This is a genomic window from Corynebacterium gallinarum, assembly GCF_014837045.1.
Classification (GTDB): domain Bacteria; phylum Actinomycetota; class Actinomycetes; order Mycobacteriales; family Mycobacteriaceae; genus Corynebacterium; species Corynebacterium gallinarum.
This window is the reverse complement of the sequence record NZ_JACSPR010000002.1, coordinates 394,720-408,635: the sequence shown is the minus strand read 5'-3', so window position 1 is coordinate 408,635 and position 13,916 is coordinate 394,720. Positions and strand designations below refer to the sequence as shown.

Genomic DNA, 13,916 nt, shown 5'->3' with positions numbered 1-13,916 from the left:
GACCGACTAACCTTTAGGTGTGAGATTAGGTGTATTGGACGTGGGCAGTAACACTGTCCATCTTATTGCGGTAGACGCTCGTACCGGTGGGCATCCCACCCCTATGAGCAATTGGCGTACCCCGTTGCGTCTCGTTGAGCTTCTCGACGACACCGGGGCGATCAGCGACAAAGGAGTGAACAAGCTTACCTCCGCGGTCGGCGAGGCCGCCGAACTGGCGGAGAAACTCGGCTGCGCAGAACTCATGCCGTTCGCTACCTCCGCCGTGCGTTCAGCCACCAACAGTGAAGCGGTTCTTGATCATGTGGAGCAGGAAACCGGTATCCGCCTGAGCATTCTCAGCGGTGAGGATGAGGCCCGCCAGACCTTCCTGGCGGTGCGTCGCTGGTACGGCTGGTCCGCCGGACGGATCACCAACCTCGATATCGGTGGTGGTTCCCTAGAGATCTCCTCCGGTTCCGATGAGGACCCGGACATGGCCTTCTCGCTCGATCTCGGTGCCGGTCGTCTGACCCACCAGTGGTTCGACACCGACCCGCCCGGCCGCAAGAAGATCAACCTGCTGCGCGACTACATCGACGCTGAACTGATCGAACCGTCACGCCAGATCCGCACCCTCGGCCCGGCACGCCTGGCGGTGGGAACCTCCAAGACCTTCCGCACCCTGGCACGCCTGACCGGTGCGGCGCCCTCCTCGGCGGGCCCCCACGTCACACGCACCCTCACCGCCCCGGGTCTGCGTCAGCTCATCGCCTTCATCTCACGCATGACCGCAGCTGACCGCGCCGAGCTGGAGGGCATCAGTGCCGACCGTTCGCATCAGATCGTGGCGGGAGCGCTCGTGGCCGAGGCGGCCATGCGTGCGTTGGAAATCGAGAAGGTTGAGATCTGCCCCTGGGCGTTGCGTGAGGGTGTCATCTTCACGCGAATCGACAAGGGACTTGAGTGAGTTACGGAAAGGAGTTGGCCAACAATGAGTGAAGAGAAGCTTACAGTCGCAGAGCTGATGGCCAGGGCCGCGAAGGAGGGACATTCCACGGATGCCCCCCGGCGTCGCCGACGTCGCAGCATCGAAGATGGTGGCATCTCCGTCGCCGAGCTGACCGGCTCCATTCCAGCGGTGAAGGAGAAGCCGGTCGAGTCCAAGCATTCGGCCGTCAAGATCGACGATCCAGCCGAGCCGGAACAGAAGCCGGAACAGAAGGCAGAGCCGAAGCCCGAGCCTAAGGCAGAGCCGAAGTCTGAGCAGCCCGCGAAGACACCGGCAACGCCAGCTGCGAAGCCCGCTGCCAAGCCCGCGGTGGATAAGAAGCCGGGGCAGAAGGCGTCGACAAGCACGCCCGCGCCCAAGGCCGCTGAACTGGCGACGGAGAAGGTCGTCGACAAGCCGGCACCCAAGGCCGAGCCGAAGCTCTCGGTGGTCAAGGACAGTGCAACAGACACGGCGGAGAAGGACGCGCCCGCGCGTCCCGCCCCGAGCACCGACGAGACCATCGTGTTGAGCATCGTTGATGAGAAGGACCCGATCCGTCTCACCACCGGTGCCTTCCCGGTGGTCCCACCCTCAGCGGTGAAGCCAGCACCGGCAACACCAGCTGCCGGAGCCACCGGCGAGGAGGCAGCCGACGCAGAGTTCGCCGCGGCCGGTGCCTCACCCGCGGACACCACCCAGATGGATGCGATCACCGGTGACTTCGACCAGATCGACGCCACCGACCGGGACGAGGACCACGAGGATGCCGACGAGGAGCCCGGCAAGATCTCGGTGTTCTCCGTGCTGCTCATGGCCATCGTGGGTGTGGTGCTCGGCGCCGCCGTGTTCCTCGCCTTCGAGATGTTGTGGGAGCGCCTGAGCAACTGGCTGGTGGCCATCCTCGCTGTCGCGGTCACCCTCGGCATGGTTGGTCTGGTCCATGCGCTGCGCACCTCGCGTGACAGATTCAGCATGGTGCTGGCCGGTATCGTCGGTCTGGTCATGACCTTCGGGCCGCTGCTCGTCGTGTTCTAACCAGTCTTCCGACCCGCGCGACACCTGCGACAACCGCCCCCTCCGGGTTTGAACTGCTCCACGTTCACACCGGAGGGGGCGGTTTTTGTCTGTCGTGCTGCACGGAGGGCCGGTGAGATGGCAGGGTGGAGGGCATGACAATTATTGCTGTGATCGGTGGCGGTCAGATCGGCGAGGCGCTCGTCTCGGGTCTGGTTGCAGCCGATGTGAACCCCCAGAACATCCGTGTGACCAACCGTCGAGAGGAACGCGGTGCGGAACTCGAGGAGCGTTACGGCGTGGTCACCATGACCGACAACGCCCAGGCCGTGGACGGGGCCGACGTGGTCTTCCTGTGTGTGAAGCCGAAGATGATCCTCGACGTGCTCGCAGAGATCGTCACCACGGTGGACAACAACTCCGTGTCCACCGTCGTGGTGAGCATGGCTGCCGGCATCAACCTCACCTCCATGGAGGAGAAGGTCTCCGCGGGCATGCCGATCGTGCGTGTCATGCCGAACACCCCGATGCTGGTGCGCAAGGGCATGTGCACCGTCACCGGTGGCCGGTTTGTCGATGCCGAGCAGCTGGAGCTGGTCCAGGAGCTGCTCACCTCCGTCGGTGATGTCATGGTTGTGGAGGAATCCGACCTCGACGCCGTGACCGCCCTGTCCGGTTCCTCGCCCGCCTACCTCTTCCTGGTCACCGAGGCGCTTATCGACGCCGGTGTCAGCCTCGGCCTGACCCGTGCGGCCGCGAAACAACTGGCCGTGTCCGCGTTCGACGGTGCCGGCACCATGTTGAAGGAAACCGGCCGGGAGCCCTCCGAGCTGCGCGCCGGTGTGTCCTCGCCCGCCGGAACCACGGTGGCGGCCCTGCGCGAACTGGAGGAGAGCGGCATCCGTGGCGCATTCTTCCGGGCGGCCCAGGCATGCGCCGACCGTTCAGCCGAGATGGGACGCAGCTAGCGTTACCGTGATGTAATCAGGTTGTTGCCTAGTGGGGGAAACCGTGAAAACGTTTTCTCTTCTCCGGTGTGCTGAGCAGCATCTTTGTCGGCCTGCTATTTTGTAGCAGGTCGATAGATCGCAAAACTAGGCAACAATTGTCGCACTAATAACAAAAACCACGCTAAGCTGAACCAGGCGTATGCGTGATCGTACTGTGGGAGGGGAAGCCCGCAGCGCGCGTAAGGCTGAAGGGTATTGATGAATATGGCTAAAGAAGATAAAGGAATCTTTCTTACGGTTGCCGAGGTCGCGGAGATCATGCGCGTATCCAAGATGACTGTCTACCGGCTCGTTCACTCCGGTGAACTCCCGGCGGTCCGCGTGGGACGGTCTTTCCGTGTCCACGAGAAGGCGGTCAACGATTACCTGGATTCCTCGTTCTACGAGGCTGGTTAACCAGGTCCGGGCGATCGCCGCTGCGGCGATCACCCATGGTCACAGCCAGCATGATGCTCACCATCGTGGATCTGGCCTGACCGCCCTGGCCATCACCTGACACCGGGGGGACCGCGTCGTTGCTCCAACGGGATGTCACCATGTGACTCCCACCATTGGGTAGCGGGGCGGTTTTTTCGACCCCACCGGGACCCCGCCTGTGGCCGGCCCGGTGTGCTCAGCACCCCCAGGACATCAGGTGTGTATGCACCCGGACGCGGAGCGTGTAGAGGGGTGGCGTTTTGAAGCGTTCCCCACTGGGGGTAAGATGATTCCCATTCGTGTCAGCGCACACCTATGGACTTTAACCACCGCGACTGATCGGATGGTGCGGTAGCACGCACCGTCGCGGTCCGCGGGGTCCGAATGTGCACTTCGGTAATAGGTGCTGGCAGGTTTTGTACGTACAACATCGATAAAAGCGAGGGAAACCGTCAATGGGTTCTGTCATCAAGAAGCGCCGCAAGCGCATGTCCAAGAAGAAGCACCGCAAGATGCTGCGTCGTACCCGCGTTCAGCGTAGGAAACTCGGCAAGTAGGCCTTCGAGGTCAAACACCACCCACGGATCTCATCCGTGGGTGGTGTTTTCATTTCACGAACCTATTTCACGAACCGGGTGCGCCACCGGTTGCGCAGGCGCCACCCGGTCACGCTGAAGGCCGCAGTGGCCAGCGCCGGGACACCGAAGGTGCGTGCCGCCTTGCGTAGGGAACGGAAATCACGCACATCCCACCCGCGCTCGAGCGCCTCCTTGCGCAGCTTCCGGTCCGGGTTCACCGCCACCGCAGTGCCTACCATCGACAGCATCGGCAGATCATTGATGGAATCGGAGTAGGCGGTGCAGCGCGAGAGGTCGAGTTTCTCAATGGAGGCCAACGCCGCCACTGCATGGCGCTTGCCCGGGCCGTGGAGGATGTCACCGACCAGCCGTCCGGTGAAGACACCGTCCCGGACCTCCGGGACGGTACCGATGGCACCGGTGAACCCGAAGCGCTGCGCCAGGATCTGCGCCAGCTGGACGGGGGTGGCACTGACCAACCACACCTGGTGCCCCGCGGCGAGGTGCATATCCGCCAGCTGCCGGGTGCCGGGCCACGTCTTGTCGAACATGGTCCGGTCCACGATCTCCTCGCACAGTTCCACCAGTTCCTCCACGGAACGACCCCGGATGAACTCCAGTGCCTGTTCGCGCCCCTGGGCCACATCATGAGCGTTCTCGGAGCCGGAGATCTTGAACTTCAGCTGTTTCCAGATCACCGGGAGGATCTCATGGACGGTGAAGAACTTTTTCCGGAACAGCCCCTGGGCGAAGACGATGAGGGAGGAACCCTGGATGAGGGTGTTGTCCACATCGAAGAAGGCCGCGGCCCCCACATCCTGGGGGACATCGGGGTCGGGCAGGTTCACATGGACCGCGCCGGCCGCCTCAATGGCACCTGTGACTGAATCCACACCCGAATGGAAATCATCCAGGCCCAGGCCGTAGATCGAGGCGACCGCCTCGGCGGCCGCAGCCTGGCCCGCCTCACGCTGGGTTTCATCATCGATGGGTGGGACGGCGTAATCCTCGATGAACCGGCGGAGATTGCCCCGGCTGGCGCTCCAGTTGGACAGGAAATCCTCCGGGGAGCCCATCATGTCGAAACCCCAGTTGTCATTTCCGTTGGCTGGACTCATGTGGTGACGGGAACCTTCCTTGCGCCGAGGGGCATCCGGGGAGTGTGGGTTGTGCGGGTTGCGGGACAGAAAAAACTGGTCGGACATGTTATTGGGGCCCGGAATGGGTATCGTATCCATGGTAAAGCCTTGTGCGTTGCAACGCCGGGCATGGGTACCCAAGAATCAGGGGAGGGTGGCGGGAACGTGGCCTTACACCACAGTTCAGACCACAGGGTGGAACTGATCGTTCGTGACAACTGCGGATCCTGCGTCCGTGTGCGGGAACAGATCATGCCGGTTCTCGCGGCGGCGGGGGTGCAGCTGGTGGTGAGCAACGTCGATGATGATCCCACTCTCAAGGTGGAGTTCGGTGACCGGGTTCCGGTCATCCTCGTCGATGATGAGGAATTCGCCAGCTGGGAAGTGGATAATGATGAGTTAGCCCACGCTTTGTTGTGACTCCGTCGATTGGGCGCTACCGTTAATCAACAAACTTTGATTCATTCTTTTGATTGATCAGTCCCTCCTTTGAAAGTCGGGTGAGATAGTGAGCGTGCTCGTTGTGGGGATGTCCCACAGGTCAGCACCTGTTGCGCTGTTAGAGCGCCTCAGCATGGACGACTCCGTCCGTGGTCAAACCACCTCCGCACTCGTGGAGCGGCCGTCACTGTCGGAGGCGCTGATCGTCTCCACGTGTAACCGCCTCGAGGTGTACACAGTCACCAGCAGTTTCCACACCGGCGTCAATGACGTGGTGGAGGTCCTGCATGAGATCAGCGGGGTCGATATTGAGACCCTGCGCGGATACCTCTATGTCCGTTATGCGGACGCTGCCGCGGAGCACATGCTGGTGGTCGCCTCCGGCCTGGATTCCATGGTGGTCGGTGAGCAGCAGATCATCGGTCAGGTGCGCACCGCCTACCAGCAGGCCACCGAGGCCGGCACCGTCGGACCGGGACTGCACGCGCTGGCGCAGACCGCCCTGCACACCGGCAAGCGCGTCCACTCGGAGACCGATATCGATGAGGCCGGTGCCTCCATGGTGTCCTTCGCCATCGACCGGGCCCTGACCCAGATGGGTATTGATCCCACCTCGGAGAAACCCCTGGCAGGCAGGACCGCGCTGGTGCTCGGCGCCGGTGCCATGAGTTCCCTGGCCGCCACGCACCTGGGTCGGGAGGGCGTCGACAAGCTCATCATGGCCAACCGCACCCGCGAGCGCGCTGAGCGCCTGGCCTCCCACTCGGATGAGGCCGGGGTGCCCGCCGAGGTCATCGACTTCGCCGACCGCGCCCAGGTCCTCGACCGCGTCGACATGGTGGTTTCGGCCACCGGTGCCGATGATTTCACCGTCAAACCCGCCGACATCCCCGCCGGTGCCCAGCTCATGCTCGTGGATCTGTCCATGCCACGTGACATCGATGACGCCTGCGCCGAGGTGCCCGGTGTGGACCTGGTCAACATCGAGCGCCTGCACCGCGCCAAGCGCGAGGACCCTACCGGGGACGCCACCGAGGGCGCCGATGCCCTGGCCATCGTCCGCGAGGAACTGGAGGCCTTCACCTCCGAGCAGCGCATCCGCGACGTGGTTCCGGCCGTGTCCGCGCTGCGTAAACACGCCAACGAGCTGCTTCTCGACGAGCTGGACCGCCTCCAGGCGCGCACCCCCGAGATGTCACAGGAGGACTGGAAGGAAGTCACCCGCACCGTACGCCGTGTCATGGATAAATTCCTGCACGAGCCGACCGTCCGGGTGAAGAAGCTGGCCGCCCGTTCCGGTTCGGTGTCCTATGAGTCCGCCCTCCAGGAGCTCTTCGGCCTGGAGGCCGTGCAGACCACCGCGCCCCCGGCGATCACCTCCGTCAACGCCTCCGAACTGCCCGATGCGGGTATTGTCGCGATCGTGAATTCACCGTCCACCACAGGCCAGCCCGTGTCTGTGGATGGGTCCTAACATCCACCTTTAGTCCTGTAGTCAAGGAGCGCAATGACACTCAGAATCGGCACCCGCGGATCGAAGCTGGCCACCACCCAGGCCGGCCACATGCGTGATCGGCTCAAGCACTTCGGCCGTGATGCCGAACTGACCATCGTCACCACCCCCGGCGATGTCAACATGTCCCCGGTCGAACGCATCGGCGTGGGCGTGTTCACCCAGGCCCTGCGCGACGCGCTGGTCGCCGATGAGATCGATGTGGCGGTGCACTCCTTCAAGGACCTGCCCACCGCCCCGGACCCACGCTTCCACCTGGTGGTGCCCACCCGTGCTGATGCCCGCGACGCGCTCATCGCCCGCGACGGCCTGACCCTGGAGGAACTGCCCAAGGGTGCGAAGGTGGGTACCTCCGCACCGCGTCGAATCTCCCAGCTCAAGGCCCTGCGCCCCGACCTGGAGATCCTGCCGCTGCGGGGCAACATCGACACCCGCATGGGCAAGGTCACCTCCGGTGAACTCGATGCCGTGGTCCTGGCATTCGCCGGTCTGTCACGGGTGGGCATGCAGGACCGCGCCACCCAGGTTTTCGACCCCGACATGCTCATGCCAGCCCCCGCCCAGGGCGCCCTGGCCATCGAGTGCCGTGTGGAGGACGAGGACATCATCACCGGCCTGAACATGCTCATGCACGCCGACACCTATGTCACCGCCGTCGCCGAGCGCACCGTGCTCAACCGCCTGGAGGCCGGCTGCACCGCACCCGTGGCCGCCCACGCCACCCTGGATGGTTACGCCGGCGACACCATGACCCTGACCGCCGGTGTCTTCGCCCTCGACGGCTCCGAGCAGCTGGTCTTCTCCGCGCAGGGTGCGGGCGAGCGCCCCGAGGAGATCGCGGAGCAGGTCGCGGCCCAGCTCATCGAACAGGGTGCAGCCACCCTGCTGGGTTAGGTACTCCCGTAGGCCACCCCGCCAGTCACCGTAAACTTGGGTCACAGTCTGACTTTCGGTGGCGATTAATTCGCTAGTTCGTGCAAGAATGGCTTTACCTGATCTGAACCGGCGAGGTTGCTCGCCCCGGCACGTGGAAGAGACCCGTTGTTGTGGCTGAATTGAAGATTACCCAGAAGCACCTCACCATCCACCTGTCCTGGTGGGAGAAGATCGGTGCGCGGCGCAGTCATCTCACCGTCCCCCTGCGCGCGATCCGCGACATCCAGGTTGTCGATGACGCCCTCGGGTCCGTCGAGGCCACCGGGGCCCGCGGCCTGATGCGCATCCCCGGCCTGTTTGTTGCCGGCACCCACACCTCCGAGAGGGACGAGGAGAGCAACCACGAAAATATCTTCTCCGTGTGCCGCCGGAAAGACCCGGGCCTGGTCATCGAGCTGGACAAGGTCAGCATCGGCCGCATCGTGGTCTCCACCCAGGACGCCCGCCGCTACGCCTCCGAACTGGCACCGGTCCGCTGACGGTTACCCGTCGCTTCACCTGCCTTCTCTGACACATTGGTCGTGTTTGGCTACCATCGGGGTCACACGATCCGAAGCACCAATTGCCTAAGGAGAAGTACATGTCGAAGAAGATTCTTGTTGTATCCACCGATTTCGGTACCGAGAAGGATGAGCTGGTGGTGCCCGTCGACAAGCTCAGGGAGCTGGGGCACGAGGTCACCGTGGTCACCCCGAACGGCAAGCCCGTCCAGACGGTGGTGGGGGATAAGGACTGGGACCTGGAATTCCCCGTCGACGGTGATCTGGCCAGCCACATGAACAACGATTATGACGTACTGCTGCTGCCCGGCGGCACCGTCAACGCCGACAATGCGCGCCTGGATGATGATGTCCTCGCGGTGCTGAAGAAACAGGCCGGGGCGGGCCGTGCCGTGGCGGCGATCTGCCACGCGCCGTGGACACTTATCGACGCCGGACTCGCCCGGGACAAGAACCTCACCTCCTATGTCTCCGTGAGGATCGACCTGGAAAACGCCGGTGCGAACTGGCACGATGTGCCGGTCCAGGTGTGCGACACCGCCGGCTGGAAGCTGATCACCTCCCGCAACCCAGGTGATCTCGACCCCTTCATTGAGGCCATCGACCAGGCCTAGGTTGTCGTTGCGTCTCCCTCTGATGCCGCCGGTGAGGTGGTGTCGGGGGGAGTTTTTGCTGCGCTGAGTGGGGTGGTGGGGGCCACGGTCTCCGGTGGCATGAGCAGGGGTTCGGTGAAACGCCGCAGCAGGGTGGTCACCTCGGGGGAGGGCTGCGGATTCCAGGTGGCCCAGGTCCGCACCACCAGATCATCACCGGCGGCATCCTCGCCCACCAGGGGGATCCACACCCAGCCGGGGAAGTTCTTGCCCGCCGAGGTCTTGGTGGTCAGGGCGACATCGGCCTCCACCAGGTCGGCGATCAGGGCGCTGTATTGCCCGAATTTACGGAAGATCCAGGTCGCGGCCACCCCGGCGGACAGCATGGCGTTTTTCAGGATCTCCTCCTGCACGCGGACCTCACCGCGGGAATGGGCCAACACGCGCAGCCCCTCCATGTCCTCCAGGGTGGCGGATTCCCGGTGGCGCAGCGTCTCATGCAGTGCCGATTCCTCCCGGATCACGATGCCCAGACGCTGTTGATATACCAGGTGGGTGGGGAAGGCCTCACTCTGGCGCCGGGCCAGGGCGATGTCCAACTTCTTTTGTTTGAGCATGATGAGCTGCTCATCGGTGGGGGCCTCGATGAGGGAGACGCGGAAATTCTCCCCCCTGGTGCTCAGGCGCTCCCGCAGCCAGGCACTGGGTAATCCGGGTGGCACCCCGATGTTGATGCTGACAATCAGGTGCTCACCCGATCTGATCTCATCAACCACCGACTGCATCCGGTTGAGCAGTTCCACGGCCTCATCATGGAGTGCCTCACCGGCCTTGGTCATGTGCACCCCGCGGGAGTGACGGGCCAACAGTGGCGCGCCGACCTCTGCCTCCAGCGCGGCCATCTGCCTGCTCAGGGCGGGTTGGGAGATGTGGAGTTCCTCGGCCGCGCGGAAGATCTGGCCATGGCGAACCACCTCCACGAATGATCTCAGCTGTTCCATGTTCATCTCGGGGGCTCCTGTTCAGGGCGGTCGACGTGCCCAGTATGTGAAGTATGCATATCCAAATTGCGCTATATGCATTTGTACTATAGATCACAGGTGAATAGTCTTCATCGCAAGGGACACATCAGATCCTCTGCATGGCCTGGAGCCCGGTAGATCAGGACCCAGATAACCCCTACCTGTAGCTCGACCCACACCCGGGACGATAGCTGCAGACAACCCGCCACCGGCGGAGGTGCCACAATCACGCCTCACCCAGACCACCGATCTGACGAGACGTTGATAAGGCACTGCTGAGGCACTGGCCTCTGAACGGTCCCGCAAGAACCCTAAGAATCCTAAAAACGAGGAACGATGATGAGTAAGAACACACAGGGTTCTGTGAACCCGGATCCCCGCGACAACGGGGATAACATCACTCCGGATGCCGCGTCCGGTACCGCCCCCGTAAAGACCCCGAAGAAGGCCGCGCTCTCCAGCTGGATCGGTTCAGCACTGGAGTACTACGATTTCGCGGTCTACGGAACCGCCGCCGCCCTGGTGCTCAACCAGCTGTTCTTCCCCGAGGACACCGCCCCGGGTGTCGCGATCCTGGCCTCCATGGCCACCGTCGGCGTGGCCTACGTTGTCCGCCCGCTCGGTGCGCTGATCATGGGGCCGCTCGCCGACCGCTATGGCCGTAAATTCGTGCTCATGCTGTGCCTGTTCCTCATCGGAGCCAGCACCTTCCTCGTGGGCTGCCTGCCCACCTTCGACCAGGTCGGTTACCTCGCCCCGGCGCTGCTGGTCCTTTGCCGCATCATCCAGGGCCTGTCCGCCTCGGGTGAACAATCCAGTGCGATCTCGGTCTCACTGGAACACGCCACCGAACACCGCCGCGCTCTCACCGCCAGCTGGACCCTGCACGGCACCCAGTTCGGAACCCTGCTGGCCACGGCCGTCTTCATCCCCTTCACCATCTTCCTCAGTGAGGACGCCCTGTTGAGCTGGGGTTGGCGTGTGCCGTTCTGGCTCTCCGCCGTGGTCGTGCTCGTCGCCTTCCTGATCCGCCGTGGACTGGAGGAGCCACCGGCCTTCCGTGAGAACCAGCAGGAGATCGCTGGTGGCCCGTCCCCACTGGCCATGACCCTGAAGTACCACAAGGCCGCCGTCGCCCGTGTTGCCGTGGCCGCCATGATCAACTCCGTCAACGTTGTCTTCACCGTGTGGTCCCTATCGTTTGCCACCAACGTGGTCGGCCTCGACCGCTCCACCATGCTGCTGGTGCCCGTGGTGGCCAACCTGGTCGCCCTGCTGGCCATCCCGTTCTCCGGTGCATTGGCGGACCGCTTCGGTCGCCGCCCCGTCTTCATCCTCGGTGCTCTCGGTGCCGGCCTGGCCATGAACGGCTACCTGGGGGCCATCCATTCCGGTAACTGGGCCATGATCTTCATCATGGGCATTGTGATGTCCGGACTGCTGTACTCCATGTCCAATGCGGTATGGCCGGCCTTCTACGCCGAGATGTTCCCCACCTCGGTGCGTGTGACCGGCCTGGCGCTGGGCACCCAGATCGGTTTCGCCGTCTCCGGTGGCTTCGCCCCGGTCATCGCCTCCCTGCTGGCCGGTACCGAGGGTGACAACTGGGTACAGGTCGCCATCTTCGTCGGCGTGGTCTGCCTCGTCGCTGCGGGTGCCGCCCTGACCGCCAAGGAGACCAGGGACCTCAACCTCGATGAGATTGATGCCCTGCACCTTGCCCGTGGTGAGGCAGCAGACCTCGCCCGCGCCGGTGTCACCACCGTCGCCGGACGCCCGACCACCGTCGTGGTGGGTGCTGATGGATCGGTGACCCGTACGGGCAGGAACCCCGGCGTGCATGCCGGTGCCACCTCCCAGGAAAACACTGACAACCATGATGCACAGGAGTCCTACCGCTAATGCGCACGTCGATCGCCACAGTCTGTTTATCAGGAACCCTCGCCGAGAAACTCCGGGCCGCCGCCGACGCCGGTTTTGACGGCGTGGAGATCTTCGAACAGGACCTCACCGTCTCCCCCCACTCCCCGGAGCAGATCCGGCAGCGGGCCGCAGACCTGGGTCTGACCCTGGATCTCTTCCAGCCGTTCCGGGATTTCGAGGGGGTGGAGGAGGAGCAGTTCGTACGGAATCTCCGTCGCATGGAGGCGAAGTTCGCACTGATGAACCGGCTGGGGATCGACACCATCCTGCTGTGCTCCAATGTCGGCACCGCAACCATCAACGATGATGAACTCTTCGCCAGCCAGCTGCGCCGCGCCGGGGATCTGGCGCAGCGTTACCAGGTTCGCATCGCCTACGAGGCACTGGCCTGGGGGCGGTTCGTCAATGATTTCGAACATGCCCAGCGCATCGTCGACATGGCCGACCACCCCCAGGTGGGCACCTGCCTGGACACCTTCCACATCCTCTCCCGCGGGTGGTCCACCGACGCGGTGGAGCAGATCCCGGGCGAGAAGATCTTCTTCGTCCAGCTTGCCGACGCCCCGAAGCTCAGCATGGACATCCTGTCCTGGTCCCGCCACCACCGGGTCTTCCCCGGGGAAGGCGATTTCGACCTGGTGAAAGTCATGACCCACCTCGCCCGCACGGGATATGACGGCCCGATCTCCCTGGAGATCTTCAACGACTCCTTCCGCAAGGCTGATGTGGCCCGCACCGCCGTGGATGGTCTACGTTCCCTGCGCTGGCTGGAAGATCAGACCTGGCACGCCCTGGCCGAGGGCGAGCGCGACGTGGCCCTCGAGCTGTCCCCGCTGCCCGAGGTCGCAGAACCCGCCGGTGTGGATTTCCTCGAGATCTCCACCGGACGGCTGGGGGAGACCATCCGTGTGCTCCACCAGCTGGGCTTCCAGCTCGGTGGACACCACCGCAGCAAGTCCGACTTCCAGGTCTGGACCCAGGGACCGGTCCGCATCGTCATCGGTGACCGTGGCCCCACCGGGGCCGCCACCACCATCACCGGGCTCGGCTTCGCCACCCCGGATCCGGCCTCCGCGCAGCAGCGCGCCCGGCTCCTCCAGGCGGGCACCATCGCCCGGACCCGCGAAGATGATGAGGCCGACCTGCGGGGCGCCTACGCCCCCGATGGCACCGAGGTGTTCTTCGGTGAGGTCAGCCCGGACGGGTTCCCCACCTGGCTCGATGAGTTCGGTGTGGAAAAAGCAGAACGGGTGTCCGCCAGCCTCATCACCGGGATTGACCACATCAACCTCGCCCAGCCCTGGCAGCACTTCGACGAGTCCATCCTCTTCTACACCTCCCTCATGGCACTGGAGGCCCGCGACCGCGATGAGTTCCCCAGCCCCATCGGCCTGATCAGTAACCAGGTGATGAGCTCACCCAATGACGCCGTGCGCCTGTTGCTCAGCATCGCCCCCGAGGACGGGGAACAGGGTGATTTCCTGGACGCCGCCTACCCCGAGCACATCGCGCTGACCACCACCGATATCATCGCTGTGGCCCGCAGGGCACGCAAGCGTGGCCTGGCGTTCCTCCCCGTTCCGGAGAACTACTTCGAGGATCTGCAGGCACGTTTTGATCTCGACCCGGAGTTCCTGGATCTGCTGCGCGAGAACAACCTGCTCTATGACCGCGATGACACCGGCGGGGAATTCCTCCACTTCTACACCCGCACCCTGGGCACCATGTTCATCGAGGTGGTGGAACGCCGGGGTGGTTTCACCGGCTGGGGCGAGACCAACGCACCGGTGCGGCTCGCCGCCCAGTACCGTACGATCCGCGACGCTGAGCGCGGGGTTCCGCGGTAGGACCAGATGA

14 protein-coding genes are annotated in these 13,916 nt (G+C 63.9%); 12 read left to right on the top strand and 2 right to left on the bottom strand.

Annotation, left to right across the window (positions count from 1 at the left end):
• Positions 1–19: 19 nt before the first annotated feature.
• The 5 genes from H9627_RS04495 to H9627_RS04475 all read left to right on the top strand — a co-directional run bounded on the left by H9627_RS04495 (position 20) and on the right by H9627_RS04475 (position 3,971).
• On the top strand, positions 20–949 hold the full coding sequence (locus H9627_RS04495; protein ID WP_191732806.1) for a Ppx/GppA phosphatase family protein: 930 nt from the start codon (positions 20–22) through the stop codon (positions 947–949).
• Between the two features lie 24 nt (positions 950–973).
• A complete protein-coding gene (locus H9627_RS04490) occupies positions 974–2,008 on the top strand; it encodes a hypothetical protein (RefSeq protein WP_225213453.1) in 1,035 nt (344 codons plus the stop codon).
• A 134-nt stretch (positions 2,009–2,142) separates the two neighbouring features.
• Complete coding sequence (proC, locus tag H9627_RS04485) at positions 2,143–2,955, top strand: pyrroline-5-carboxylate reductase (RefSeq protein WP_191732805.1); 813 nt, start codon at positions 2,143–2,145, stop codon at positions 2,953–2,955.
• A gap of 246 nt (positions 2,956–3,201) precedes the next feature.
• Positions 3,202–3,393 (top strand): helix-turn-helix domain-containing protein, encoded by a 192-nt coding sequence (locus H9627_RS04480; protein WP_191732804.1) that lies wholly within the window; start codon positions 3,202–3,204, stop codon positions 3,391–3,393.
• 476 nt (positions 3,394–3,869) lie between these two features.
• The gene (locus tag H9627_RS04475; protein WP_003855542.1) at positions 3,870–3,971 is read left to right on the top strand and encodes a 30S ribosomal protein bS22; all 102 of its coding nucleotides are present in this window, start codon (positions 3,870–3,872) and stop codon (positions 3,969–3,971) included.
• Between the two features lie 62 nt (positions 3,972–4,033).
• Here the strand turns inward: H9627_RS04475 and H9627_RS04470 are convergent, their stop codons facing one another.
• Positions 4,034–5,110: an HAD-IB family hydrolase gene (locus tag H9627_RS04470; protein WP_191732803.1), complete on the bottom strand. Its 1,077-nt coding sequence runs from the start codon at positions 5,108–5,110 to the stop codon at positions 4,034–4,036.
• A 150-nt stretch (positions 5,111–5,260) separates the two neighbouring features.
• Between H9627_RS04470 and H9627_RS04465 the strand changes: the two genes are divergently transcribed.
• The 5 genes from H9627_RS04465 to H9627_RS04445 all read left to right on the top strand — a co-directional run bounded on the left by H9627_RS04465 (position 5,261) and on the right by H9627_RS04445 (position 9,135).
• A complete protein-coding gene (locus H9627_RS04465; protein WP_191732802.1) occupies positions 5,261–5,551 on the top strand; it encodes a glutaredoxin family protein in 291 nt (96 codons plus the stop codon).
• 88 nt (positions 5,552–5,639) lie between these two features.
• Positions 5,640–7,046 carry a glutamyl-tRNA reductase gene (locus H9627_RS04460; protein ID WP_191732801.1) on the top strand — a complete coding sequence of 469 codons (1,407 nt, stop codon included), beginning with the start codon at positions 5,640–5,642 and terminating at the stop codon, positions 7,044–7,046.
• Positions 7,047–7,079: 33 nt separating this feature from the next.
• Positions 7,080–7,979, top strand: coding sequence for a hydroxymethylbilane synthase (hemC, locus tag H9627_RS04455; RefSeq protein WP_191732800.1), 900 nt, complete (start codon positions 7,080–7,082; stop codon positions 7,977–7,979).
• Between the two features lie 152 nt (positions 7,980–8,131).
• The gene (locus H9627_RS04450) at positions 8,132–8,500 is read left to right on the top strand and encodes a hypothetical protein (RefSeq protein ID WP_191732799.1); all 369 of its coding nucleotides are present in this window, start codon (positions 8,132–8,134) and stop codon (positions 8,498–8,500) included.
• 101 nt (positions 8,501–8,601) lie between these two features.
• A complete protein-coding gene (locus H9627_RS04445; protein WP_191732798.1) occupies positions 8,602–9,135 on the top strand; it encodes a type 1 glutamine amidotransferase domain-containing protein in 534 nt (177 codons plus the stop codon).
• Here the strand turns inward: H9627_RS04445 and H9627_RS04440 are convergent.
• Positions 9,132–10,121: a LysR family transcriptional regulator gene (locus H9627_RS04440; protein WP_191732797.1), complete on the bottom strand. Its 990-nt coding sequence runs from the start codon at positions 10,119–10,121 to the stop codon at positions 9,132–9,134. The two genes, H9627_RS04445 and H9627_RS04440, sit on opposite strands and share 4 nt — an antisense overlap.
• Positions 10,122–10,472: 351 nt before the next feature.
• Between H9627_RS04440 and H9627_RS04435 the strand changes: the two genes are divergently transcribed.
• Positions 10,473–12,038 (top strand): MFS transporter, encoded by a 1,566-nt coding sequence (locus H9627_RS04435; RefSeq protein ID WP_191732796.1) that lies wholly within the window; start codon positions 10,473–10,475, stop codon positions 12,036–12,038.
• Entirely contained in the window at positions 12,038–13,906 is a 1,869-nt protein-coding gene (locus tag H9627_RS04430) for a bifunctional sugar phosphate isomerase/epimerase/4-hydroxyphenylpyruvate dioxygenase family protein (RefSeq protein WP_191732795.1), read from the top strand. The genes H9627_RS04435 and H9627_RS04430 overlap by 1 nt, the downstream gene beginning before the upstream one ends.
• Positions 13,907–13,916: the final 10 nt, after the last annotated feature.